General features: G+C 74.1%; 23 protein-coding genes. 9 read left to right on the top strand and 14 right to left on the bottom strand.

Features of this window, described 5'->3' with window-relative positions; all coding sequences use genetic code 11:
- Nucleotides 1-7: 7 nt before the first annotated feature.
- The gene (locus ACZ7LK_RS21675) at nt 8-778 is read right to left on the bottom strand and encodes a TetR/AcrR family transcriptional regulator (protein ID WP_471142710.1); all 771 of its coding nucleotides are present in this window, start codon (nt 776-778) and stop codon (nt 8-10) included.
- A 327-nt stretch (nt 779-1105) separates the two neighbouring features.
- Here ACZ7LK_RS21675 and ACZ7LK_RS21670 point away from each other — a divergent pair, with 327 nt between their 5' ends.
- Both ACZ7LK_RS21670 and ACZ7LK_RS21665 read left to right on the top strand, forming a co-directional pair.
- Nucleotides 1106-2227, top strand: a complete 1122-nt coding sequence (locus ACZ7LK_RS21670; RefSeq protein ID WP_469461093.1) for a glycosyltransferase family 2 protein — start codon at nt 1106-1108, stop codon at nt 2225-2227.
- Between the two features lie 34 nt (nt 2228-2261).
- Nucleotides 2262-2705 carry an SRPBCC family protein gene (locus tag ACZ7LK_RS21665; RefSeq protein ID WP_469461095.1) on the top strand — a complete coding sequence of 148 codons (444 nt, stop codon included), beginning with the start codon at nt 2262-2264 and terminating at the stop codon, nt 2703-2705.
- 22 nt (nt 2706-2727) lie between these two features.
- Here ACZ7LK_RS21665 and ACZ7LK_RS21660 read toward each other — a convergent pair whose 3' ends face one another.
- Nucleotides 2728-2970 (bottom strand): DUF397 domain-containing protein, encoded by a 243-nt coding sequence (locus tag ACZ7LK_RS21660; protein WP_471142707.1) that lies wholly within the window; start codon nt 2968-2970, stop codon nt 2728-2730.
- Complete coding sequence (locus tag ACZ7LK_RS21655; protein WP_471142704.1) at nt 2951-3793, bottom strand: helix-turn-helix domain-containing protein; 843 nt, start codon at nt 3791-3793, stop codon at nt 2951-2953. The genes ACZ7LK_RS21660 and ACZ7LK_RS21655 overlap by 20 nt, the downstream gene beginning before the upstream one ends.
- 115 nt (nt 3794-3908) lie before the next feature.
- Here ACZ7LK_RS21655 and ACZ7LK_RS21650 point away from each other — a divergent pair, with 115 nt between their 5' ends.
- On the top strand, nt 3909-4106 hold the full coding sequence (locus ACZ7LK_RS21650; protein WP_392274993.1) for a hypothetical protein: 198 nt from the start codon (nt 3909-3911) through the stop codon (nt 4104-4106).
- A complete protein-coding gene (locus ACZ7LK_RS21645) occupies nt 4103-4309 on the top strand; it encodes a hypothetical protein (RefSeq protein WP_471142700.1) in 207 nt (68 codons plus the stop codon). The genes ACZ7LK_RS21650 and ACZ7LK_RS21645 overlap by 4 nt, the downstream gene beginning before the upstream one ends.
- 9 nt (nt 4310-4318) lie before the next feature.
- Here ACZ7LK_RS21645 and ACZ7LK_RS21640 read toward each other — a convergent pair whose 3' ends face one another.
- The 3 genes from ACZ7LK_RS21640 to ACZ7LK_RS21630 all read right to left on the bottom strand — a co-directional run bounded on the left by ACZ7LK_RS21640 (nt 4319) and on the right by ACZ7LK_RS21630 (nt 7785).
- Nucleotides 4319-5812, bottom strand: coding sequence for a PTS transporter subunit EIIC (locus tag ACZ7LK_RS21640; protein ID WP_392274995.1), 1494 nt, complete (start codon nt 5810-5812; stop codon nt 4319-4321).
- A 97-nt stretch (nt 5813-5909) separates the two neighbouring features.
- Nucleotides 5910-6812 (bottom strand): N-acetylmuramic acid 6-phosphate etherase, encoded by a 903-nt coding sequence (gene murQ, locus ACZ7LK_RS21635; protein ID WP_471142698.1) that lies wholly within the window; start codon nt 6810-6812, stop codon nt 5910-5912.
- A 25-nt stretch (nt 6813-6837) separates the two neighbouring features.
- Complete coding sequence (locus ACZ7LK_RS21630) at nt 6838-7785, bottom strand: MurR/RpiR family transcriptional regulator (RefSeq protein ID WP_392274997.1); 948 nt, start codon at nt 7783-7785, stop codon at nt 6838-6840.
- A gap of 65 nt (nt 7786-7850) precedes the next feature.
- On the opposite strand from ACZ7LK_RS21630, the gene ACZ7LK_RS21625 reads away from it, so the two are divergent.
- Both ACZ7LK_RS21625 and ACZ7LK_RS21620 read left to right on the top strand, forming a co-directional pair.
- Complete coding sequence (locus ACZ7LK_RS21625; protein WP_392274998.1) at nt 7851-8207, top strand: hypothetical protein; 357 nt, start codon at nt 7851-7853, stop codon at nt 8205-8207.
- On the top strand, nt 8204-8473 hold the full coding sequence (locus ACZ7LK_RS21620) for a DUF4031 domain-containing protein (RefSeq protein WP_392274999.1): 270 nt from the start codon (nt 8204-8206) through the stop codon (nt 8471-8473). The genes ACZ7LK_RS21625 and ACZ7LK_RS21620 overlap by 4 nt, the downstream gene beginning before the upstream one ends.
- A gap of 40 nt (nt 8474-8513) precedes the next feature.
- On the opposite strand, the gene ACZ7LK_RS21615 is transcribed toward ACZ7LK_RS21620, so the two are convergent.
- From ACZ7LK_RS21615 to ACZ7LK_RS21600, 4 genes are all read right to left on the bottom strand, one after another.
- A complete protein-coding gene (locus ACZ7LK_RS21615; RefSeq protein WP_469461310.1) occupies nt 8514-9722 on the bottom strand; it encodes a Cmx/CmrA family chloramphenicol efflux MFS transporter in 1209 nt (402 codons plus the stop codon).
- A 54-nt stretch (nt 9723-9776) separates the two neighbouring features.
- The gene (locus ACZ7LK_RS21610) at nt 9777-10430 is read right to left on the bottom strand and encodes an HD domain-containing protein (RefSeq protein ID WP_471142694.1); all 654 of its coding nucleotides are present in this window, start codon (nt 10428-10430) and stop codon (nt 9777-9779) included.
- A gap of 119 nt (nt 10431-10549) precedes the next feature.
- On the bottom strand, nt 10550-11254 hold the full coding sequence (locus ACZ7LK_RS21605) for a copper homeostasis protein CutC (RefSeq protein ID WP_392275001.1): 705 nt from the start codon (nt 11252-11254) through the stop codon (nt 10550-10552).
- A 45-nt stretch (nt 11255-11299) separates the two neighbouring features.
- Entirely contained in the window at nt 11300-12166 is an 867-nt protein-coding gene (locus ACZ7LK_RS21600; RefSeq protein WP_469461105.1) for a hypothetical protein, read from the bottom strand.
- Between the two features lie 165 nt (nt 12167-12331).
- Here ACZ7LK_RS21600 and ACZ7LK_RS21595 point away from each other — a divergent pair, with 165 nt between their 5' ends.
- Entirely contained in the window at nt 12332-14590 is a 2259-nt protein-coding gene (locus ACZ7LK_RS21595) for a heavy metal translocating P-type ATPase (protein ID WP_392275003.1), read from the top strand.
- 87 nt (nt 14591-14677) lie between these two features.
- Here the strand turns inward: ACZ7LK_RS21595 and ACZ7LK_RS21590 are convergent, their stop codons facing one another.
- Nucleotides 14678-16633: a HelD family protein gene (locus ACZ7LK_RS21590; RefSeq protein WP_471142869.1), complete on the bottom strand. Its 1956-nt coding sequence runs from the start codon at nt 16631-16633 to the stop codon at nt 14678-14680.
- Between the two features lie 312 nt (nt 16634-16945).
- On the opposite strand from ACZ7LK_RS21590, the gene ACZ7LK_RS21585 reads away from it, so the two are divergent.
- Complete coding sequence (locus ACZ7LK_RS21585; protein ID WP_392275004.1) at nt 16946-17116, top strand: hypothetical protein; 171 nt, start codon at nt 16946-16948, stop codon at nt 17114-17116.
- Here the strand turns inward: ACZ7LK_RS21585 and ACZ7LK_RS21580 are convergent.
- The 3 genes from ACZ7LK_RS21580 to ACZ7LK_RS21570 form a co-directional block, all read right to left on the bottom strand.
- Nucleotides 17103-18776: a DNA repair helicase XPB gene (locus ACZ7LK_RS21580; protein ID WP_392275005.1), complete on the bottom strand. Its 1674-nt coding sequence runs from the start codon at nt 18774-18776 to the stop codon at nt 17103-17105. The two genes, ACZ7LK_RS21585 and ACZ7LK_RS21580, sit on opposite strands and share 14 nt — an antisense overlap.
- A gap of 117 nt (nt 18777-18893) precedes the next feature.
- Nucleotides 18894-19055: a hypothetical protein gene (locus ACZ7LK_RS21575; protein WP_392275006.1), complete on the bottom strand. Its 162-nt coding sequence runs from the start codon at nt 19053-19055 to the stop codon at nt 18894-18896.
- Between the two features lie 349 nt (nt 19056-19404).
- The gene (locus tag ACZ7LK_RS21570) at nt 19405-22026 is read right to left on the bottom strand and encodes a helicase-associated domain-containing protein (RefSeq protein ID WP_471142688.1); all 2622 of its coding nucleotides are present in this window, start codon (nt 22024-22026) and stop codon (nt 19405-19407) included.
- Between the two features lie 42 nt (nt 22027-22068).
- Here ACZ7LK_RS21570 and ACZ7LK_RS21565 point away from each other — a divergent pair, with 42 nt between their 5' ends.
- Entirely contained in the window at nt 22069-23064 is a 996-nt protein-coding gene (locus ACZ7LK_RS21565) for a hypothetical protein (protein WP_471142685.1), read from the top strand.
- The last annotated feature ends 31 nt before the right edge of the window (nt 23065-23095 follow it).

Below are 23095 nucleotides of genomic sequence, written 5' to 3'. Positions count from 1 at the left end.
GGCACCCCTACTCCCAGGGGGTGCCGCCCTCGGGCGTTTCCCGGGGCCGGGCGCCGGTCACGCGGTCGAGGAGCGCGTCGACCCCGGCGGCCAGCTCCTCGCGCCCGCCCCGGCCGGAGAGGGACACGGCGCTCGCGCGGAGGCGCGGGAAGTCCTGGGCGGGCATGCGGTGCAGGCCGAGCCGGAACGCCGGCTCCGGCTCGTCGGGCGCGTCGACCATCGCGCGCAGTTCCACCAGCAGGTAGCCGAGCAGCCAGGCGGTGAAGGCGCGGTGGGCGGCCGTCGCGGTGGGTTCGTCCAGCCCCGCCTGGTACAGCAGGCGGAGGACCCGCTCGTCGACGCGCAGCACGGCGGCCGGCCGGCGGGCGAGCGGCACGCTCAGCATCCGGGTCGCGAGCAGGGGCACGACCTCGGGGTGGCGCAGGGCGACGGCGTACGTGGCGCGGGCGATCCGCTGGAGCCCCGCGCGCCAGTCCTCGGCGTCCCCGTCCGCTCCCGGGCCCGCTCCCGCGTCGGCGTCCGGCGCCAGGAGCTCCTCCACCTCTTGGTGCAGTGCCTCCACCAGTCCGTCCAGCAGGGCTCCCTTGCCGGGCAGGTACCGGTACAGCGACATGGCCTCCACGCCGAGCTCGGCGCCGAGGCGGCGCATGCTCAGCGCCGACAGCCCCTCCGCGTCGACCACCCCGAGGGCGGCCGCCAGCACGCGCTCGCGGGTGAGCCGCCCGTAACGCCCTCTGTCACTGGCGCGCCGGCCGCCGGCCGTGTCGTCATGAGCCATCGGCTGCCGTCCCCTCGTCGTATCTACACCGTACACGGCCTTTGTATACGTATTTCCCATTTGGGGCTTGACGTGGCACTTCTCCCGGGTGAACAATCGGGTATACAACGTAAACGTACGACCCACGGTTAGCCCGTAAGCGCCTCCCGGCGCGGGCGGCCCCCGGCGCCATCGATCGCGCCCCTCCCCTCGAACCGCATTTCAGGGAAGTCGGCACACCATGTACGGCTCACTCGCACACACCGGAATCTCTTGGCCTCTGTACGCCGTCGTCGGCATCATCGCGACGGTCGTCGGCAAGACGCTGAGCTGGTTCAGGGATCACTGATGACCCCCGTCGGCACCATCGAGCGTGAGGACGTCACGCCGGTACGACATCCCGGGCCCGGGACGGGACGGCTGTCCGTCACCGCCCTGGTCCCCGCCCACAACGAGGAGGAGGCCATCGGTGACACGCTCCGGTCCCTCCTCGACCAGACCGACCCCTTCGACGAGATCATCGTCGTCGACGACTGCTCCACCGACCGCACCGGCGACATCGCCCGGTCCTACGGCGTGACCGTCGTCCGACCCGAGCGCAACCGGGGGAGCAAGGCGAAGGCCCAGAACTACGGGCTGCCCGCGGTGCGGACCGACCTGGTCCTGCCGGTGGACGCCGACACGCTCCTCGCGCCCGACTACGTCGAACTGATCGAGGCCGCGTTCCACGACGACCGCGTGGCGATCGCCGCCGGCTGCGTCCAGACCAGGTTCGACGACAGGGCGACCGAGCGGGGCCGGTGCATCGAGTACCTCTTCGGCTTCCACTTCCAGCGGCCGATCCAGAACGCCGCCAACAGCCCGGTCGTCTGCTCCGGCTGCTGCTCGGCCTTCCGCACCGACGAACTGCGCAGCTTCGGGGGCTTTCCCGAGCGGACCATCGTCGAGGACATGGACTACACCTGGAGCAAGCAGATCGAGGGGCGTCGCGCGGTCTACGTCGGCGACGCCGTCGCGTGGGCGGCCGACCCCTCCGACCTCACCTACCTGCGCAAGCAGGTATGGCGCTGGATGGCCGGCTTCTTCCAGAACGTCCGCATCCACTCCAAGGGCATGATCTGCCACAAGCCGATGCTGTTCCTCTGGATCCTCATCGCCTGCTGGGACATCGTCACCGCGCCACTCTGGTACGTCATGCCGTTCTTCCTGATCTTCGTCCTCCACCAGGACGTCGGCACCACCCTGATGTGGTGGCTGGGCTTCGAGATGGTGCTGATGTGGCTGCCGCTGATCTACGCGATAAGACGCCGCCACCTGTCCTGGCTGCGCATCCTCCGCAACTTCCCGTTCGTCTATATGAACAAGATGGTCAACATCGTCTACGCATGGAAGGCCCTCCTGGTGGAGCTGATCGGCGTCCCGCTGAAGCTCACCCACGGCCTGGTCACCTACGAGAAGGGCCGGGCCTGAGCCCCCGCTCGCAGCCGGGGCATACGCTGGACCCATGGCCGTCGACGTCCTCACCGAGACCGTCATCGGCGCCCCGTGCGACCTCGTCGCCGCCTACGCCGCCGACCCGTCGAACGCGCCCGAGTGGTACCTCAACATCGTCTCCGTCGAGTGGGAGACCCCGGCGGAGGTCGAGGTCGGCGCACGGGCCGCGTTCGTCGCCCGCTTCCTCGGCCGGAGGCTCGTGTACACCTACGAGATCGTCGCGTACGAGCCCGGCCGCCGACTGGTGATGCGCGCCGACCAGGGGCCGTTCCCCATGGAGACCACCTACACCTGGGAGCCCTACGGCCCCGGGGGCGACCGAACGCTGATGACCCTGCGCAACCGGGGCGACGGCGGCAGCCGGGTCGTCGCCGCCGCGATGCGCCGCGCCAACCGCAAGGACCTCGCGCTGCTGCGGCACCTCCTGGAGACGCGCTACGGCCCCGGGGCGTGACCCCCGGGGTCGCGGTGGCGCGCTATCGCTTGAGGTCCGCCACGAACGAGGACCATGCGGCGGCCCGGAACACGAGCACCGGGCCGGTGGGGTTCTTGGAGTCACGGACGGGGATCATGTCCGGGTGGCCGTCGGCGACTTCGAGGCAGTCGCCGCCGCTGCCGCCGCTGTACGTGGACTTTCGCCACGTGGCGACTTCGAGGCAGTTGCCACTGCTGCCGTCGCTGTAGCTCGACTTGCGCCACTCAAGGATGTCGATCTTCATGGGCGTAATCCTCCGCCACTGATGCGATCAGAGCCAGGGATTCTCTGGGTGACAGTGCACTGGCCCCGAGCAGATCGTAGGACAGTTCGTAGCGTTTGACGGTGGCCGGGTCGTCCTGCAACTGGCCTGTCCCCAGGCCCTGGAGGTAGGCCAGTGGTGGTGCGTCGTCGAAGGCCATCAACTTCACGGCACCCTCCAGTGCCATGTGCGCGCCTGCCACGAACGGCAGGACCTGCACGATCACCCGGTGGGCGCGGCCCAACCGCGTGATGTGTTGCAACGCCTCGGCCATCACCGCCGGACCGCCGACCCTGCGTTGCAGCACGGCCTCGTCCAGGACCGCCCAGAACAACGGCGTCGTCGGATCGTCGAGGATGCGGGCGCGAGCCAGGCGGGCGTCGACCAGGCCGTCGATGACGTCCTCCGTGGCGGTCGGCTGGTACGCGCGGAAGACCTCCCGTGCGTACCCCTCCGTCTGCAACACGCCCGGGATCAGCAGCGGTGCGTACTCCTTGATGGCGGTCGCGACCGCTTCCGCCTCCGCCGCTTCCGCGAAGTGATCGGGATACCGCGACCTGTTGGCGGCTTGGCAGTTCCGCTGGAAGAACCCGTTCGTGCCCAGTATCTCGTCGATCTGTGCCGCGAACTCCGGCTGCATCCGCCGCGTACCCGCTTCGAGCTGGCCGATGAACGAGCCGCTCACGAAGAGCTTCAGGCCCAGCGCGTCCTGGCTGAGCCTGGCGTTCTCGCGGGCATGGCGCAGCTCGGCGCCGAGCAGTGCCCTGGGCGAGGAAGACGGGTCGAGATCCTTTGGACCGGGCATGTGTCAACTCCCGTTAGCACAGATGGGGTTGTTGGGCCGCCTTTGTGTTCAGACTAGCCGCCAATCGACCACGCTGTGTACAGAAGCCGAACACTCAGCGTGGAGGTGCCTGGTCATGGGGATGCGATCCGTGGAGCACGTGGTGGACCAACTGCGGGACGAGCTCGGCAGAGTGGGCGTGACGCTGCCGTCCCTGCGGGTGGACCCGGTGTCGGCCGCGAGCGAGATGCCGTATCCGCTGGTGGACCTGGGACGCTGCAACGTGGACACGGCCATGCGGCTGATCGCCGTGCTGCACGAGGCGCGGCGATGAGCGGCGGGCCCGAGTACGTGATCGACGGCCGGGACGGCCGGATCGGCGAGGTGATGGGGCACTTCGGCGGCTACGTACAACTGCGTCCACCGGGCGGCGGCCGGGAGTGGGACTGTCCCGCCGACGCCCTGGCCCCCGCGCCGCCGGGTGAGGTGCTGCGCGCACGCGTTCGGGAGTTGAACCAGCGGGGGCGCCTGCCCTGAAGGGGGTGGTCAAGGAGCCGGTGGTGGGGTGACGGGCGCTTCGGAGGCCTGCGGGGCGGGGGCGGGGGAGCCCCCGGTGGCCCCGGCGCCACGGGTGGCCCCGGGGGCGGCCGGCTCCTCGGGGGGCACGTCGAACTCTTCGAGGAGCGTCCTGCCGAAGCCGAAGCAGTACGTGACGAGGAAGCCGGCCACGTAGCCGGTGAGCAGCCCGCCGGCGTAGACCGCGATCGTCGTGCCGAGGCCGGTGCCGCCCGCGAGGAGGGGGAACAGGGCCCAGCCGGACGGGCCGATCGCCGTGGCGCCGACGGGCTCGCCGAGCATGCCGAACAGGCCGACGAACCCGCCGCCGAAGGCGCCGCCGACGCAGGCCGTGACGAAGGGGCGGCCGAGCGGCAGCGAGACGCCGTAGATCAGGGGCTCCCCCACCCCCAGCAGGCCGGCCGGGAGGGCGGACCTGATGGTGCGGCGGATGGCGGTGTTGCGCCGGAGCCGTACGTAGACGGCGGCGGCGGCGCCGACCTGGCCCGCGCCCGCCATGGCGAGGATGGGCAGCAGCACGGTGTGGCCCTGCTGCTCGATGAGGGTGGCGTGGATGGGGATCAGTGCCTGGTGCAGGCCCACCATCACCAGGGGCAGGAAGAGCCCGCCGAGGACGAATCCGGCCGCCGCGCCGCCGCGTACCAGGAGCCAGTCGGCGGCGTTGCCGATGGCGGCGGACACCTCGCCCGCGAGGAACATCAGGCCGTAGACGGTGACGAGGCCGGAGAGCAGCACCGTGAGCGTGGGCGTGAGCAGCACGTCGAGGGACTCGGGGACGCGGCGCCGGCACCACTTCTCGATCCGTACGGCGAGCAGCGCGGCGGCCAGGGCGCCGAGGACTCCGCCCTGGCCGGGTGCGAGCTGCTGGCCGAACGCCTCGACCTTGGCGACCCCGGGGAAGACGACGATCGCGGCGACCGCGCCGCCCAGGACCGGCGTACCGCCGAACTCCGTGGCGGTGTTGACGCCGACGAACACGGCGATCAGCGCCATGAAGCCCGAGGCGATGGCGGTGAGGGCGGGGGTGAGGGCGGGGAGCCGGTGGAGGTTGAGGAGCAGGCCGTTGAAGCCCGCGATGATGCCGCAGCCGATGAGGGCGGGGATGAGCGGCACGAAGATGTTCGCGACGCGGCGGAGAAGGAGCTTGGCGGGGGTGGCGTTACGGGCCTTCCGGCCGGCCCTCAGGGCGGCGCCCCGGGACCGGAGGAGGAGCGCCTCGAACTCGGGGGTGACCCGGGCGACGGTGCCGGGGCCGAGGACGATCTGGTAGCTCGCCCCGTCCTCGACGACTCCGAGGACGGCGGGGTGGGCCCTGAGGGCCTCGTCGCTGACCAGGGTGCGGTCGCGGAGGCCGAGGCGGAGCCGGGTCATGCAGTGGGCGACGGTGGTGACGTTCCCGGCGCCGCCGACGAGGGGGAGGAGGTCGGCGGCGGTCGTGCGGGGGTCGGACGCGGGTGGGGTCATGGCGCGGATGGTGCCAGGGGTGCGGCACCGTGGGGCGGGTGCGCGCCGGTGGGCGGGTGGTGGGCCCACCCGTTCGTCCCCGGGCCGGCGCCGCCGGTCACTGTTCCAGGGCCGCCCGGAGGTGGCCGTCGGTCTTGGTGAGGAGCGCGGTCGCCGTCTCGGCGTCGACACCCGCCAGGAGGGTGAGGATCGCGGGCTTGACCTCGCCGTCCGTGGCGGCCAGGGCCGCTACCACGGCCGTGTCGGGGGCGCCGGTGGCGAGGGCGACGATCCGGCGGGAGCGGGCGCGGAGCTTGTCGTTGGAGGCGCGGACGTCGACCATGAGGTTCCCGTACGTCTTGCCCAGCCGGATCATCGTGATCGTGGAGATCATGTTGAGGACCAGCTTCTGCGCCGTGCCGGCCTTCAGGCGGGTGGAGCCGGTGAGGAGTTCGGGGCCGACGACGACCTCGATGCCGTGTTCGGCGGCCGCCGCGAGGGTGCTGCCCGGGTTGCAGGACAGGCCGATCGTCAGGGCGCCCCGGGCGCGGGCGTGTTCGACCGCGCCGACGGCGTAGGGGGTGCGGCCGGAGGCGGAGACGCCGACGACCGTGTCGTCGGCGGTGAGGGAGAGGGCGTCCAGGTCGGCGACGGCCAGCTCCCGGGAGTCCTCGGCGCCCTCGACCGCCTCCAGCAGCGCGGCCGGGCCGCCGGCGATGAGGCCGACGACCTGGTGGGGGGCGGTGTTGAAGGTGGGCGGGCACTCGCTGGCGTCCAGCACGCCGAGCCGCCCGGCGGTGCCGGCGCCGGCGTAGACGAGGCGGCCGCCGCGGGCCATGCGGTCGGCGGTGGCGTCGATGGCGGCGGCGATGCGGGGCAGTTCGGCGGCGACCGCGCCGGGGACCGTCCGGTCCTCGGTGTTCATCAGGCGGGCGATCTCGGCGGTGGGGAGGCGGTCGATGTCCGCCAGCTCCGGCCGGAAGGCCTCCGTGGTGAGGCCGGACAGTTCGGAGGGGTTCATCTGTCGTGCTCTTCCGTCGTGTGCGTCAGCGGGTGCGGGGAGCGTGGCGGTGCGCGAGGGCCTCGTAGGACGCGGAGAGGGCGGGCGCGGCCGTCTCGTACGTGCGCTGGGTGACGCCGGTGAACAGGCAGTCGACCACCAGTAGCTGGCTGGTGCGGGACGACATGGCGGCGGGGCGCAGTTCGCTCTCCCGGGCGGTGGAGGTGGTGAGTATGTGGTCGGCGTACTGGGACACCGGGCCGTTCGGGCGGCCGGTGATCGCGACGGTGGTGGCGCCGCGGTCGAAGGCGGCGCGGAGCGGTTCTATGACGTCACCGGTGGAGCCCGAGTGTGTGATGGCGATGGCGACGTCGCCGGAGCGGAGCTGGACGGCGTTGGTGACGGCGAGGTGCGGGTCGCTGTGGGCGTGGGCGACGAGTCCGATGCGGAGCAGCTTCTGCGCGAGATCCTGGGCGACGAGGCCGGAGGCGCCGACGCCGTAGATGTCGGTGCGGCGCGCGCCGGCGAGGGCGGTGACGGCGGCTCCGAGCTGGATGGTGTCGAGTCCGGCGGCGGTGTCGGCGAGGGTCTGCTGCTCGTCGTGGGCGAGCTTGGCGACGACGTCCGCGATCGGGTCGTCCACCGCGATGTCGGCGGTCACGGAGGGGGCGCGGCCGGACTGCTGCTGGGCGGCCAGCCCGGCGAGGGCAAGGCGCAGGTCGCGGTAGCCGGGGTAGCCGAGGAGGCGGGCGGTGCGGACGACGGTCGCCTCGCTGGTGCCGGTGAGCTCGGCGAGGCCGGTGACCGTGAGGGCGGCGCAGCCGGCGGGGTCACCGGCGACGGCTTCGGCGACGCGCTGCATGGAGCGGGTCATGGAGGGCGCGAGGGTGCGGACCTTGGCGGCGAGGGCGGCGGGCGCGGGGGCGGCTTCCCCGCCGGGTCTGCCCGTGCTCCCCGAACCGTTGCTGAAAATTTCCTTCACCTTGTTGGTCACCACTGAAAGGTATTTTCAGCCCGGTGGGCCGTCAACCCCTCCGGACCTGGGGTGACAATGGCTCCATGGACGCCGTAGACCCCCTGGAGCAGGCCCTGCACGCCGCGCGGGCCCTGGTCCTCGCCGATCTCATGGCGCGGAACGTCGCCGAGGCCGAGGTCGTGTCCCTCGTCGAGGACGCGGTGACGCACCGCCGATGGTGGGTCGAGCAGTGGCCGGAAGGCATCGAGTACCTCGCCGGTCTCGTCGCCCAGGACGTCCAGGACGCCCTGCTGGAGCGGTACGGCCGCTGGCCGCTGTGCCCCGTGTGCAGCTCCGGCGACCCGCACGCGCTGGACGTCGAACCGGAACTGGGCCCCGACCCGCACTGGGTGTGCGGCAAGGCGGGCGTGGTCGTGGCCCGGGTCGGCGGCCTCACGTGACGGTCTACATCGACCCGCCGAACTGGCCGGGGCACGGCCGCATGTGGTCCCACATGGTGAGCGACACGTCCTACGACGAGCTGCACGCCTTCGCCGCCGGGATCGGCGCCCCGCCCCGCGCCTTCGACCGGGACCACTACGACGTCCCCTCCGAGCGGTACGCCGACGCGGTGGCGGCGGGCGCGGTCGAGGTGGGGTCGAAGGAACTGGTCCGCCTGCTCCAGGAGTCCGGTCTGCGCCGTCCGAAGCACCGGTCGGCGGACTGAGGCCGCTCCCGCCCCTCGCGGGCGGTGGGTGGTGGTGGGCTCAGCGGCGGGCGGTCTCGCGGTCCCGGGCCGTCGGGACGGCCGAGCCGGTGACCACGCGGGACGCCGAGGAGTGCAGGCGCAGGGCCATGGCCGCCGCCGCGAGTCCGAGGACGGTCATCGCGGCGCCCGCCCAGGCCGTGGACGGGAAGCCGAGGCCCGCGTCGATGACTGTGCCGCCGAGCCACGGGCCGCCGGTGTTGCCCAGGTTGAACGCGGCCGTGGTGGTGGCGCCCGCCAGGGTGGGGGCCGCCCCGGCGACGTTGAACATCCGGGCGTTGAGGGCCGGGGCCGTGTAGAACGCCGAGACGCCGAGGAGAAAGGAGAGGACGACCGTGGCGACGGGGCTGGGGGCGAGGACCGCGAGCGCCACCAGGAACACCGTCGAGGCGGTGATGCCGCTGAGCAGCACGCCGAACAGGTGGGCGTCCGCGACCCGGCCGCCGATCGTCGTGCCGATCAGCGCGCCGATGCCGAAGAGGGCCAGCACGGTCGGCACCCAGCCGGCGTCCAGCCCGGACACGTCGGTGAGCAGCGGCGCCAGGTAGGAGAAGGCGCAGAACACGCCGCCCGCCGCGAGCGCGGTGACCGCCACCGCGAGCCAGACCTGCCGGTCCCGGTAGATGCTCAGCTCGTGCCGGAGCCGTGGCTTCTCGTCGGGGAGGGGGATGCGGGGGATGAGGGTCACCACGCCGGCCAGGGCGACGGCGGAGGCGGCGCCGACCGCCCAGAACGCGGACCGCCAGCCCAGGTGCTCGCCGAGGAACGCGCCGGCCGGGACGCCCAGGACGTTGGCGATCGACAGGCCGCCGATCATCACGGCCATCGCGCGGGCGCGTGAGCCGACCGGCACCATCGCGATGGCGACGGCGGCGCCGACCGCCCAGAAACCGGCGCACGCCAGCGCGCTGACCACGCGGGAGGCGAAGAGGATCCCGTACGAGGGCGCCAGCGCGCCCGCAAGCTGCCCGGCGCCGAACGTGCTGATCAGCGCGATGAGCGTGGTCTTGCGCGGCAGCCGGAGGGTGGCCACCGCGAGGAGCGGGGCGCCGATGACCATGCCGATCGCGAAGGCGGATATGAGCAGCCCCGCCCGGGGGATGGAGACGCCCATGTCCTCCGCGATGGGCGGCAGCAGGCCGGACAGCATGAACTCGCTCGTGCCGAGCGCGAAGACGGACAGGCCGAGGATGTAGACGGCCAGGGGCATGCGGGTGCGATCGGCGGAGGACGGCATGCCAGGGGTCAACACCTCGTTGATCCCTTACATTCCCGCGGTCTCCAGGAGCTTCAGCTCCGTGGTCAGGTTCTGCCGGGCCCGCTCCTCCCACGCGCGTGCCCCGTGGGGCGTACGGAACAGGCGCGGCAGGCCCAGCAACTGGCGCAGCACCGCCGCGCGGCCCGCGCGGAACGCGTCGTCCGGGACGAAGCCGTACTCCTCCCGTACGGCGGCGGCGTACACGGCGTACGCGTCGGGCGTGGCGGCCAGTACGGCGAGGTCGGCGTCGCACAGCGCCTCGCCGTTGCGGTCGCCCTCGGCCGGGTCGTGGGTGACCGTGAGCCGGACCAGGCGGGCCACCTCCGCCGTGGCCGCCCCGTCGAAGCCCAGCTCGGGCAGGGCCCGCTCGGCCAGCCGGGCGCTGCGCTCCTCGTTGGTGGACCGCTCGGGCAGGTACACGGCGTCGTGGAACCAGGCGGCGAGCCGTACGAGGTCGGGGTCGTCCGCGTGGTCCGCCAGCTCGTCGACGCGGTCCAGCACGGCGAGCAGGTGGTCGGTGGTGTGGTACCGCCGCTGCGGCTCGGCCCAGCGGGCGAGCAGGTCTTCGGCGTACCGGTCGGCATGGGGCGCGTCCCGTACGGCCGACAGCCAGCGCCGGCGGAGGTCGTCGTGGGCGGGGTGCGCGGGAAGGGACGCCATGCGCCCATTCTGCCGCCCGCTCACCCCGCTCACCCCGCCCACCCCGCCCACCCCGCTCACCCCGCCCACACCGCCCGGGCCCGCCCGGGGGCGGGCGCCCTCCGGTCGGGGTCCGGGGGTCAGGGGGCGGGGGCGTCGAGGGTGGTGCGCCAGGTGCGGACCGCGGTGGGGGAGACCGGGGCGGTCCAGCCGGAGGGGCGGGCGGCGCCGCCGATGTGGAAGGCGGTGATCCCGCCCGCGAGGAGCGCCGGGACGTGGTCCAGGCGCAGTCCGCCGCCGACCAGGAGCCGGGGTTCGTACCCCGGTTCGCCGCGGCGGGCGGCGTCGGCCTCGGCGAGCAGGGTCGGCAGGCCCGCGTCGACACCGGTGGCCGAGCCGGCGGTGAGGTAGGTGTCCAGGCCCGGCAGGTCCGCGAGCTGCTTGCGCGCCGCGTCCCGGTCGGCCGCCCGGTCGAGGGCGCGGTGGAACGTCCAGCGGCAGCCCTCCAGCTCGGCCACCACCCGCTCGACGGTCACCAGGTCGACATTCCCCTCGGCGTCGAGGAAGCCGAGGACGAACTCGTCGGCGCCCTCCTCGCGCAGCTCCCGGGTCACCCGCACCAGCGCGTCGACGTCGCCGGCCGCGAAGCCGTCGGCCAGTCGCAGCATCACGCGCAGCGGGATGTCCACGGCGGCGCGGATCCGCCCGTAGGTCTCGCGGGAGGGGGTGAGCCCGTCCGCGGCCATGTCGGTGACCAGCTCCAGCCGGTCCGCTCCTCCGGCCTGTGCGGCGATCGCGTCCTCCGCGTCGAGGGCGATCACCTCCAGGACTGCACGGTTGCTCACTGACGGCTCCCTTTCACCGGGCTACAGGTCTAGTCCAATGCCACCCTAATGCGCGTGCACGGTGAAGGCAGCCGTACGCACCTTCCCGCCGTGCCGGAAATCGAGGAAGAGCCGGTACGCCCCCGCGCTCGGCGCCGTGGCTGTGAACGCCACCTCCGGCCCGGCGGGGCCCTCGTGGGGGTGGACGTGCAGGTACGCCAGGTCTCCGGCGCGCAACGCGACCAGGTGGCCGTACGCGCCGAGGTACGGCTGGAGGTCGGTGACGGGCCTTCCGTTCCGGCTGACCCGCAGCGTCAGTTCTGCCGCCCGCCCCGGCTCGGGCGTCCCGGCCAGTTCGACGCGGTAGCCGTCCACCTCGGCGACCCGGTTCGGCGCGGGCGGCGGCGCCGGGCGATACGTGCCGGACACGGCGAGGTCCGCGCCGAGCGTCAGCGCCTCGCCGCCCGCGGGCGTGAAGTCGGCCAGCGCCCGGTAGTCGCCGGCCCGCGGCAGCTCCACCGGTGTCGACCAGGTGCCGTCGGCGCCCCGTACGGGATGCAGGTGCCGGTAGACGGTGAGGTCCCGGGAGACGAGCACCAGGTGCAGTTCCTTGCCGTGCTTCCGCTCGTACGCCGTGACGGCCCGCCCGTGTCCGTCCTCGATGCGGAACCGCAGCTCACCCGGCTCGCCGGCGGTGAGGGCCGGCCGCTCCAGGGCCAGGGTGCGGCCGCGCTCGGAGATCTGGAGCCCGCCGGGGACCGGGGGTTCGGCCGCTCCGGCGGGCGTGGCGGGCGCGTCGTGCCGCCCGTGCGCCGCGGCCGGCCGCTCCTCCGCCGCGACGACCGGCCCGACGCCCTTCCCCACCCCGTACGCCGTGCCGAAGGTCGCGGCGAGGGCGGCGGCGAATGCGGTGATCTTCGCTCCGGTGTTCATGACGGCTCCTTGATGAGGCGGGGTCCCAATGCAGCTCACCATACCCCCATGGGGTATCAAGTCAAGCGGGGGCGACGCTTGCTTCCTCCTACCCCCCGGGGGTATACAGGAGTCGAACGGAAGGGCATACCCTGTCGGGGTATCAATCGGCGAGGAGCAGCACTCATGAGCACCCCCACGACGACGACACCCGGCCCCACCGCCGAGGTGGAGCTCGCCATCGGCGGTATGACCTGCGCCTCCTGCGCGGCCCGCGTCGAGAAGAAGCTCAACCGCATGGACGGCGTCACCGCGACCGTCAACTACGCCACCGAGAAGGCCAAGGTCACCTTCGCCGACGGGGTGCGGGTCGCCGACCTCATCGCCACCGTCGAAGCGACCGGCTACACCGCCCGCGAACCCGAGCCCCCCGTGCCCGAGGTCCGGGAGGAGGACCGGGAGCCGGCCGACGAACTGCGGCCGCTGCGCCAGCGTCTGGTCACGGCCGTCGTGCTGTCCGTACCCGTCGTCGCCATGGCCATGGTCCCGGCGCTCCAGATCGAGTACTGGCAGTGGCTCTCCCTCACCCTCGCCGCGCCGGTCGTCACCTACGCCGCCTGGCCCTTCCACCGGGCCGCCTGGACCAACGCCCGGCACGGCGCCGCCACGATGGACACCCTCATCTCGGTCGGCACGTCGGCGGCCTTCCTCTGGTCGCTGTGGGCGCTGTTCCTCGGCACCGCCGGCACGCCCGGCATGACCCACCCCTTCGAGCTGACCATCGCCCGCGGCGACGGCGCCGGGAACATCTACCTGGAGGCCGCGGCCGGGGTCACCGCCTTCATCCTGGCCGGCCGCTACTTCGAGGCCCGCTCCAAGCGCAAGGCGGGCGCGGCGCTGAAGGCGCTGCTGGAGCTGGGCGCCAAGGACGTCACCGTCCTGCGCGGCGGCCGGGAAACCCTCGTCCCCGTCGGCGAGCTGCGGGTCGGCGACCGCTTCGTCGTCCGGCCCGGCGAGAAGATCGCCACGGACGGCACCGTCGTCGAGGGCACCTCCGCCGTGGACGCCTCCATGCTCACCGGCGAGTCCGTGCCGGTGGAGGTCGGCACCGGCGACCCCGTCACCGGCGCCACCCTCAACGCCGGCGGCCGGCTGGTCGTCGAGGCCACCCGTATCGGCGCCGACACCCAACTGGCCCGGATGGCCAAGCTGGTGGAGGACGCCCAGAACGGCAAGGCCGCCGCCCAGCGCCTCGCCGACCGGATCTCCGCCGTCTTCGTCCCCGTCGTCATCGGCCTCGCGCTCGCCACCCTCGGCTTCTGGCTCGGCAACGGCTCCGGCCTCACCGCCGCGTTCACCGCCGCCGTCGCCGTGCTGATCATCGCCTGCCCGTGCGCCCTCGGCCTCGCCACCCCGACCGCCCTCATGGTCGGCACCGGACGCGGCGCCCAGCTCGGCATCCTGATCAAGGGCCCGGAAGTCCTGGAGACCACCCGCAAGGCCGACACGATCGTCCTCGACAAGACCGGCACCGTCACCACCGGACGCATGACCCTGCTCGCGGTCCACACCGCCGAGGGCACCGACGAGGACGACGTGCTGCGCCTGGCGGGCGCCCTGGAGCACGCCTCCGAGCACCCCATCGCCAAGGCGGTGGCCACCGGGGCGGCCGAGCGCGTCGGCACGCTCCCCACCCCCGAGGACTTCGCCAACGCCGCCGGCCTCGGCGTCCAGGGCGTGGTGGACGGCCACGCCGTGCTCGTCGGCCGCGAGAAGCTGCTGGCCGCGTGGTCCATCGAGCTCCCCGCCGCGCTGGAGCGCGCCAAGCACGAGGCCGAGGCCGCCGGCCGCACCGCCATCGCCGTCGCCTGGGACGGCGAGGCCCGCGCGGTCCTGGAGGTCGCGGACGCGGTCAAGGACACCAGTGCCGAGGCGATCGGCCGCCTCCGGGCGCTCGGCCTCACGCCCATCCTCCTGACCGGCGACAACCGGGCCGTCGCCGAGGCGGTCGCTGCCGAGGTCGGCATCGACGAGGTGTACGCGGAGGTCATGCCCGAGGACAAGGTCGATGTGGTCAAGCGCCTCCAGGCCGAGGGCCGCTCGGTCGCCATGGTCGGCGACGGCGTCAACGACGCCGCCGCGCTCGCCCAGGCCGACCTGGGCCTCGCCATGGGCACCGGCACGGACGCCGCGATCGAGGCGGGCGACCTCACGCTCGTCCGCGGTGACCTCCGCGCCGCGGTCGACGCCATCCGGCTCTCGCGCCGGACCCTCGCCACGATCAAGGGCAACCTGTTCTGGGCGTTCGCCTACAACGTCGCCGCGCTGCCGCTCGCCGCGGCGGGCCTCCTGAACCCGATGATCGCGGGCGCGGCCATGGCGTTCTCGTCGGTCTTCGTGGTCGGCAACAGCCTCCGCCTGCGCGGCTTCAAGCCGGTCGCGTGAGCCCGGCCGGGCGCCGTTCGGCTCCTGCCCGGTGGGTGGGGACGTCCCGCCGTCCGGCTCCTGCCGGTGGTGCGGGGCGGCGCCCCGTCAGGGGGCCAACTCCGGGGGCAGCGGGGCCGCGTGCAGGAGCGTCAGGCCCGAGACCGCCCGGGTGAGGGCCACGTACAGGCGGCGGAGGCCGGTGCGCTCGTCCGGTTCGCCGTCGACGACCGCCGCCGGCTCGTCGAGGACGACGTAGTCGTACTCCAGACCTTTCGCCAGCGACGCGGGCACCAGCGTCAGACGGGACTCGGCGGTCGTCTCCTCGCCCGGTGCCAGCCACGCCAGGCCCGCCCCGCGCAGCGCGTCCGCCAGGACCGGCACCCGGGCGTCCGCCGCGATCAGGCCGATCGACCCCTCGTGGCGCAGCGCGGCCCGGCACGCCGCCACCACCGAGGCGGCCAGGTCCTCCGCCCGGCACGGCACGATCTCCAGCGAGCCCGGCGACTCCCGCACCGAGCGCACCGGGGCCAGCCCGGGCGACATGTGCGGCAGCAGCCGGGACGCGTACGCGATCACCTCGCGCGGCACGCGGAAACCGGCCGTGAGCTCCTCCACCACCGCGTCCGGCTTGCCCAGGTGCGCCAGCGCCTCCGCCCAGCTCGCCGTCGCCCACGGGGTGGTTCCCTGGGCCAGGTCGCCCAGCACGGTCACCGAGCCGGTCGAGCAGCGCCGCCCCACCGCCCGGTACTGCATGGGCGACAGGTCCTGCGCCTCGTCCAGGACCACATGGCCCAGGGACGGCGTACGTTCCACCAGGTCGGCCGCCTCGTCGATCAGTACCGCGTCCGCCGCCGACCACCGCGCGGCCCTCACCGAGCGGGGCGGCTTCGTCCACAGGACCGCCTTCTGTTCCTCGGCGGTCAGCAGCCCGTCCGCGTGCTCGGCCAGGAACGCGGCGTCCGACAGCAGCCGCAGCACCAGCTTCGCCGGGTCGACGGCCGGCCACACCGCCTTGACCACCGCCTTCACCGCCGTGTTCCGCGCCACCGCGTCCTGGACCCGGTCGTCCGGCGCCTCGCCCGCCTGTTCCATGCGGACCAGCACCGCGTGCGCGATCCGCTGCGGCAGGGCGTCCCGCGCAGCCCCGTACCGGATGTCGCGGTCCAGCAGCTCGCGGACGATCTCCTCCAGCTCGTACGCCGGCACCCGCCAGCGCCGGGAGCCGCGCACCACCACCAGCGGCTCGGTGGGCGGCGTCACGTGCGACCGCACGGCCCGGCGCAGCACCTCGGCCATCCGGGCGTCGCCCTTGACGACGGCCGCCGTCGCCTCGTCCGCGCCCCGCACCTCCACGCGCGCGACCAGGTCGTCGACCGTGGCCTGCTTCACCTCCAACTCGCCCAGCGCGGGCAGCACCTGCTCGATGTAGTGGAGGAAGGACCGGTTCGGTCCGACGACCAGCGTGCCGGTGCGGGCCAGCCGCTCCCGGTGCGCGTACAGCAGGTAGGCCACCCGGTGCAGGCCGACCGCCGTCTTGCCGGTGCCGGGCCCTCCCTGGACGCAGACGGAGCCGGACAGGCCGCTGCGGACGATCTCGTCCTGCTCGGGCTGGATGGTCGCGACGATGTCCCGCATCGGGCCGACGCGCGGCCGCTCGATCTCCGCCTGGAGCAGCCGGGACGTCGTCTCCGCCTCCTCCGGGTCGGACAGGTGCTCGTCCTCGTAGGCGGTCAGCTCACCGCCCGTGTACCCGAACCGCCGGCGCAGCGCGACGTCAAGCGGGTCCTTCCGGGACGCCCGGTAGAACGGCTGCGACACCGGGGCGCGCCAGTCGACGACCATCGGGTCGCCGTCCGCGTCGTGGACGTGCCGCCGCCCGATGTAGAACCTCTGGCCCTCCTGCGTGGTGTGCAGGTAGTCGAGCCGGCCGAAGAACAGCGGGGTGTGGGACAGGTCGGCGAGCGCCTTGATCCGGTCCTCGATCTGGGCCGACAGCACGGCGGCGTTGACCCAGTTCGCGGTGACGTCACGGATGTCGAGGGCCTGGACGTCCTCGCGCATGGTGCGCAGGGCGGCACGCGAGGCGGCGAGGTGGGCGCGCTCTCGCGCGAGCGGATCGGGCACGGCGGGGCCTCCAGGGGCGTACGCGGGGGGACGGCGGGCCGACCGGTTTCCGACCGGTGGGCGGCGCTCCACGGGAGGGAGGCGGGCAAGGCGGGCGATTCTAGCCAGGGTGCCGGGCGGCGGGCGAGCGAATTGTCGTGGCCGTCCGTCCCGTAGGGGATGCCGTATGCCTGGAGTCGTACGCGGGCGGCGCCCGGGTTCGGTCTGCGGACCGATGTACCGGCCACCGGCGGGAACCATCATGGAGACATGACCACCACCCTCCATGACGCCCCCGGCGCGACCGCCCTGGGCACGGCCCACCACCCCGCCCACCGCATCGGCAACGCCCTGCGTGTGATCAAGGTGTTCGCCGAGGCGGCGTTCGGGGTGGTCGTGCTCGGCGAGTTCGCCGAGGAGGCAGGCGTCAGGCGCCGCTGAGATCCGGATCGGTGCCCTGCGACGGGGACAGCAGCTCGTCCGCGTCGACGATCCGGTACGCGTACCCCTGCTCGGCCAGGAACCGCTGGCGGTGCGCGGCGAAGTCCTGGTCGATCGTGTCCCGCGCGACCACCGAGTAGAAGTGCGCCTGGTGCCCGTCCGCCTTGGGCCGCAGCACCCGGCCGAGACGCTGGGCCTCCTCCTGGCGTGAGCCGAAGGTGCCCGACACCTGGATGGCGACGGTCGCCTCCGGCAGGTCGATCGAGAAGTTCGCCACCTTGGAGACCACCAGCACGCTGATCTCGGCGTTGCGGAAGGCGTCGAAGAGCTTCTCGCGCTGCGCGTTGGGCGTCTCGCCCTTGATCACCGGGGCGTCGAGGTGTTCGCCCAGTTCGTCGAGCTGGTCGATGTACTGGCCGATGACGAGGATCTGCTGGCCGGCGAACTTCCGCACCAGCGCCTCCGTGACCTTCCGCTTCGTCGCGGTCGTCGCGCAGAAGCGGTACTTCTCCTCCGTCTCGGCGGTCGCGTAGGCCAGCCGCTCGCCGTCGGTGAGGTTGACCCGCACCTCGACGCAGTCGGCGGGCGCGATGTAGCCCTGCGCCTCGATCTCCTTCCACGGCGCGTCGAACCGCTTGGGCCCGATGAGCGAGAACACGTCCGACTCGCGGCCGTCCTCGCGCACCAGCGTCGCGGTCAGTCCGAGGCGCCGGCGGGCCTGGAGGTCGGCGGTGAACTTGAAGACGGGCGCGGGCAGCAGGTGCACCTCGTCGTAGACGATCAGGCCCCAGTCGCGGGAGTCGAACAGCTCCAGGTGCGGGTAGATGCCCTTCCGCTTCGTGGTCAGCACCTGGTAGGTGGCGATCGTGACCGGGCGGATCTCCTTCTTCGTCCCGCTGTACTCGCCGATCTCGTCCTCGGTCAGCGAGGTCCGCTTCACCAGCTCGTGCTTCCACTGGCGGGCGGAGACCGTGTTGGTCACCAGGATCAGGGTGGTCGCCCCGGCCTTGGCCATGGCGCCCGCCCCGACGAGGGTCTTGCCCGCGCCGCAGGGGAGGACGACGACCCCCGAGCCGCCGTGCCAGAAGCCCTCGACGGCCTGCCGCTGGTACGGGCGCAGCGCCCAGCCGTCCTCGGCCAGGTCGATGCGGTGCGCCTCGCCGTCCACGTACCCGGCGAGGTCCTCGGCCGGCCAGCCGAGCTTCAGCAGTGTCTGCTTGATCTGCCCGCGCTCGGAGGGGTGGACGACGACGGTGTCCGCGTCGATGCGCGCGCCGACCAGTGGCTGCACCTTCTTGGAGCGGAGGATCTCCTCCAGGACCGGCCGGTCGGTGGTCGTCAGGACCAGCCCGTGGGTGGGGTGCTTGGACAGGGTGAGCCGCCCGTAGCGGGCCATGGTCTCGGCGACGTCCACCAGCAGGGCGTGCGGCACCGGGTAGCGGGAGAACTCGACCAGCGCGTCGACGACCTGCTCCGCGTCGTGCCCCGCCGCCCGCGCGTTCCACAGGCCCAGCGGCGTGACCCGGTAGGTGTGGATGTGCTCGGGCGCGCGCTCCAGCTCCGCGAACGGAGCGATGGCGCGACGGCAGGCGTCGGCCCGCTCGTGGTCCACTTCGAGCAGCAGTGTCTTGTCGCTCTGGACGATCAGGGGTCCGTTCACGCCTCACCCTTTCCTGGCGGCCTCGGTGTGTGGCCAAACATCCAGTGTTACGCATCGGCGGCGTAAGCGGCCCGGGCCGGGGTGGGCGGGGTGCGGGGGTGACCGGGCCGGGGCGGGTCAGAGCAGGGGACTGTTGAACAGGGGGCCCTCGATCTGGAGGTCGGCCAGGGGGCCGCCGGGCCCGCCGATCGGCGGGAGCGTGGTGGCGGCGGCCGGGGTGGCGAGGGCGGTGAAGAACAGCGTCGCGGCCGTCAGGAGGAGGGCGATGCGCCGGCTCATGCGGGGGTCCTTTCACATCGGCGGCGTACGTGGCCGGGCCCGCGCCTTCCGTGGTGGCGCGGGCCCGGCGGCAGAGGGGGACGGGCGGTCAGAGGGTGAGCCCGCCGCCGAGGTCGATGCCGATCGCGGCGGCCTGGGTGGTGATCGCGGAGAGGAAGGCGGCGGTGGTGATCAGGACCGTGGTGACGCGACGACGCATGGGGGGCGACCTCTTTCGGGTGCGGTGCCGTTCGGGACGTCCCGTGGCTGCCCGCGCCGCGCCGGAGGAATGCGGAAGGTCCCCCTGAGGTGGGGAATCGGTCACTCACGCGCGGTAAATCGTCCGCCCGCGCGCATGATCCGGCCGGGGTCAGGTCGGGTCGTCGGCGAGTTCCGCGACGCCGGTGATGCGGTGCAGCGGGTAGGTGCGGACCTCGTCGGCGGTGTGGTCGTACGCTGTGACGAAGCCGCCCTCCACCCGTACCGGGGCGATCACCCGCTGGCTGGCGGCGCCCTCGGCGGTGACGTAGCCGATCCACACCGCCGAGCCGGTCATCGCGGCGGCCTGGACGGTGGCGAGGGTCTCGGCGGCCGAGGTGCGGGGAGGGGCGCCGTCCCCGGCCGTCCCGGAGGTGGCCGGCTCCTCCTTGCGGACGACCGTCGAGGCCAGGTCCCCGGCGCGGATGGCCCGCACGGCGGCGCCCAGCAGCGTGGCGTCCGGCTCCGGGGGGCCCTCGGGCACCGGCGCGGGCGCCGTGCGCGCCGGGGTCCGGTAGGCCCGCGCCCGGGTGATCAGGACGTCGCCCTCCGCCGACTCGGCCGCGGGGGCGAAGCCCATGGACCGCAGCCCCTCCAGCAGCGCCGCCGGGTCGGCCTGGGCGGCGAGCACGGTCGGCGCGAGGCGCCGCAGCCGGAGGGACGCCGACCGCTTGTCGGCCAGGATCTCGCCCAGCACCGTGTCGTCGTCGCAGCGTACGTAGGCGGAGGCGGCGCCCACCCGGAGGTGGCCGTGTCTGCGGGCGACGTCGTCGATGAGGTACGCGAGCGGCTGGGGGACCGGGGTGCGGGAGTGGGCCGCCAGGAAGGCGTGCAGGTCGGCGGCCGCCTGCCCGGCGTCCAGGGCGCGGCGCACCGAGCCGGGCGTGAAGCGGTACACGGTCGCGCCGCCCTTGGACTCGACGTCCGCGACGACGGCCAGCATGTCGGCGAGCGGCCGCTTCAGGGGCCCGGGGGCGACCGCCGTCAGGTCGGCCTGGAGCAGGACGTGGTCGACCGGTTCGGGCAGCAGCGGTGCGAGGAGCGCGGCGGCGCCCGCGTGGGCGGCGACGGTGGCGTGGGCGGGCCGGCGGCCGTTGACGGCCTCGGTGCCGCCGGGCGCGGGCACCGGCACGAACGCCTTCGCCGGGTACCCGGGGCCCTGGCCGGCCACCGGGTGGTCCGTGCCCGGGGCGGGGGCGCCCGGGAGCAGGGCGCGGCCGTGGGCGGACAGGGCGCCGCGCCCGGTCACGCCCAGCAGCTCGGCCTCGGTCAGGGTCCAGCTCGCCAGCCGGACCCGCAGGTCGGCGCCCGGCTGCGCGGCGCCCCGCCCGTCGCGCAGCGGGCGCTCCCAGCGCAGCCGGGCGAGCAGGGCCTCCGGGTCGGGCGACGCCCCGGCGGGGAGGCCGGCCAGCAGGGACAGCACCCGGCGGCGCACCTCGGGCGCGGCGCCCCGGTCGAGGTCGGGTCCGAGGGCCGCGAGCGTGCGGCCCTTGGCGTCCTGGGTGCCGATCAGGCCGGGTGTCCGGGTCGAGGCGAGCCACGTTCCGGCGAGCAGCGCCCAGCGTTCGGCGGCGGGCAGTTCGAGCCACTCGTCGAAGGCGGGGGTCGGCGCGTACCGCTCGTCCGCCTCGCCGTCCGACGCGATCAGGCCGGCCCCGTACGCCACCTCCAGCCAGAAGGCCGCGACCTGTTCGGGCACGTCGAGCGCCGTCGCGGTCCGCTTCAGGTCGCGGACGGACATGCCGCCCGCGCGCAGGACGGCCGGTCCGCCCTCGTTCCACTCCTTGGCGAGTTCCTCGATGGTGGCGAGCGCGTGGTGGGCCTGGCCCGCCGCCGTGCTGTCGACGACCGGGGGGCCGTACTCGCGGGCGGGCGTGACGGCGGGCGGCACCGGCTCGGGCGCCCGGTGCGCGCGCCCGGCGCGCAGGTGCAGCGCCGCCTCCCGGGGCAGCACCACCGTGCGCGCGGTCGCGGGCAGCAGCAGGCCCCGGTCGCGCAGCCAGCGCACCGGCGGCGCCGGGTTCGGGGTCACCTCGCCGTACGGCGGCCCCCACACCAGCCGGTCCAGGATGCCGAGCGCCTCCATCGGCGCGGTGTCCAGCAGCGCGCCCATCCGATCCCGGTCGGTGAACAGGTCCGTCAACGCGGCGACCGCCGACACCGGATCGTGTGTCGTCGGCAGTCCCGCCGTCGCGATGATCTCCTGGAGCCGGGTCGGGGACATGCCCGCCGTCGCCTCGGCGACCGTGGGGCCGAGGCCGGTGGGGGACGGGTGCTGCGGGGAGGGGGCCAGCAGTTCCCGGGCGGTCCGCACCAGCCGCAGCCGGTCGTCGTCGCCCCACGCCAGCGCCTGGGCGCGGAGCACGGCGACCGCGCGCGGCAGCGCCGCCTCGACGTCGGGGTCGCCCTCGTCGCCGGCCATCAGCGCGAGGAGCTCGGCGTACGGGGCGGGGTCCGGTGCCACCGCGAGCGCCTCGGCGGTCTGGAGCGCGAACCGGTCGAGCCGTTCCAGCGCCCGTACGACGGAGGCGCGGGTCCCGGCCCGGGTGGCGAGCTGCGTCAGGTCGCCGGGGACGGGGACCAGCAGGTCGGGGCGGGCGCTCAGCAGCGCGGCCAGCCCCTCGTCGCCACGGGCCCGGAGGGCCTCCGCGAGGGTGCGCGGAGCCGTCGTACCGCCATTGCCTTCGGTTCCTGCGGCCACGTGCGCCTCCCGATCGAGCTCACCGGTCCCCATCCGGACCACGTTAGCCCCTGCGCAGGCGCTAACGTCGTGACGGTGGGGATCGAGAGCGACCAGCTGGTGTTCGACTATCTGAGCCGGGTGGGTGACCTGGCCCAGCAACGGCAGCTGTCCTCGCAGACGCGGATGCGGCTGGTGTCGTCGCTGCGCAGCGAGATCGACAGCAGGCGCGCCAAGGACGACAGCCCGGGGGCGGTGCGCGGCATCCTCACCGCCCTGGGCACGCCGGACGAGGTGGTCGACGCGGCGGCCTCGGGCGCGTCGGGCGCGCCGAACACCCCGGGTGCGTCGGGGGCGCCGGGACGGCCACGGCCGGCCGTGCCGGAACAGCGCACGCCCCGGACACGCTTCCGCCGCCGCGCGGGCACGGGCTCCGACGTGCCGGCGGCGCGCGAGAGGCCCGCCGCGGACGCGTGGAGCCCGCACCTGGCCGGGATGGACGAGGTCGGCGCGTCGGTGGAACAGCCCGACTGGTGGCGGGTCGAGGAGGGCGCGTTCGGCGGGGACGCCGTGCCGCCCGGGTTCCGGGGCGGGGTGGAGATCCCGGACATGCTGAAACCCCCGCCGAAGGAGGAGCCCGCCCCGGCCGCCGCCCCCGCCGCCGGCGCGCCGGCGGCGGACGCGGAGCCGCCGTCGCCGCCCGCGTCGGCGGCCGCCGCGCGCCGCCGCCCGCCGCTGCTCCGGCTGCCGCTGCGGCTCGGCCACCCGATGCTGGTGGCCGCCGCCCTGCTGCTGGTGGCGGGCGTGGTGCTCGGCTCATGGGCGGCCCTCGGCGGCGGCTGGCTGCTGGCGTACCTGTCGGGCCGTCTCAGCCGTACGGAGGCCAAGCTGGCCGTGTTCGGGCTGCCCGGTGCCGTCGCCGCGGCCACGGCGGTGTGGCTGTGGGGCCGCCTCGACGGCCGCTGGGGCGAGCCGATCCCGGCGGGCGGCGACGCCCTGGGCCAGGCGCTGGGCGCTGCCTGGCCGTGGACGCTGCGGGCGGCGGCCCTGGCCTCCGCCCTCTACCTGCTGTGGCGGGCCCGCCGCGTCTGACGCCCGGGGAGCGGGCGACCGGCCGGCACCG

Source organism: Streptomyces sp. NPDC039423 (genome assembly GCF_055598725.1).
This window is presented reverse-complemented; position numbering and strand designations above follow the sequence as displayed.

Coding starts and splice junctions, on each gene's coding strand:
- ACZ7LK_RS21655 (WP_471142704.1), bottom strand. CDS start 3,793: ATGCCCGGTCCAAAGGATCTCGACCCGTCTTCCTCGCCCAGGGCACTG.
- murQ (WP_471142698.1), bottom strand. CDS start 6,812: ATGAACCCCTCCGAACTGTCCGGCCTCACCACGGAGGCCTTCCGGCCG.
- ACZ7LK_RS21675 (WP_471142710.1), bottom strand. CDS start 778: ATGGCTCATGACGACACGGCCGGCGGCCGGCGCGCCAGTGACAGAGGG.
- ACZ7LK_RS21670 (WP_469461093.1), top strand. CDS start 1,106: ATGACCCCCGTCGGCACCATCGAGCGTGAGGACGTCACGCCGGTACGA.
- ACZ7LK_RS21610 (WP_471142694.1), bottom strand. CDS start 10,430: ATGGCGTCCCTTCCCGCGCACCCCGCCCACGACGACCTCCGCCGGCGC.
- ACZ7LK_RS21575 (WP_392275006.1), bottom strand. CDS start 19,055: ATGAGCCGGCGCATCGCCCTCCTCCTGACGGCCGCGACGCTGTTCTTC.
- ACZ7LK_RS21590 (WP_471142869.1), bottom strand. CDS start 16,633: ATGCGCGAGGACGTCCAGGCCCTCGACATCCGTGACGTCACCGCGAAC.
- ACZ7LK_RS21585 (WP_392275004.1), top strand. CDS start 16,946: ATGACCACCACCCTCCATGACGCCCCCGGCGCGACCGCCCTGGGCACG.
- ACZ7LK_RS21645 (WP_471142700.1), top strand. CDS start 4,103: ATGAGCGGCGGGCCCGAGTACGTGATCGACGGCCGGGACGGCCGGATC.
- ACZ7LK_RS21600 (WP_469461105.1), bottom strand. CDS start 12,166: ATGAACACCGGAGCGAAGATCACCGCATTCGCCGCCGCCCTCGCCGCG.
- ACZ7LK_RS21625 (WP_392274998.1), top strand. CDS start 7,851: ATGGACGCCGTAGACCCCCTGGAGCAGGCCCTGCACGCCGCGCGGGCC.
- ACZ7LK_RS21595 (WP_392275003.1), top strand. CDS start 12,332: ATGAGCACCCCCACGACGACGACACCCGGCCCCACCGCCGAGGTGGAG.
- ACZ7LK_RS21570 (WP_471142688.1), bottom strand. CDS start 22,026: ATGGGGACCGGTGAGCTCGATCGGGAGGCGCACGTGGCCGCAGGAACC.
- ACZ7LK_RS21615 (WP_469461310.1), bottom strand. CDS start 9,722: ATGCCCCTGGCCGTCTACATCCTCGGCCTGTCCGTCTTCGCGCTCGGC.
- ACZ7LK_RS21665 (WP_469461095.1), top strand. CDS start 2,262: ATGGCCGTCGACGTCCTCACCGAGACCGTCATCGGCGCCCCGTGCGAC.
- ACZ7LK_RS21640 (WP_392274995.1), bottom strand. CDS start 5,812: ATGACCCCACCCGCGTCCGACCCCCGCACGACCGCCGCCGACCTCCTC.
- ACZ7LK_RS21650 (WP_392274993.1), top strand. CDS start 3,909: ATGGGGATGCGATCCGTGGAGCACGTGGTGGACCAACTGCGGGACGAG.
- ACZ7LK_RS21660 (WP_471142707.1), bottom strand. CDS start 2,970: ATGAAGATCGACATCCTTGAGTGGCGCAAGTCGAGCTACAGCGACGGC.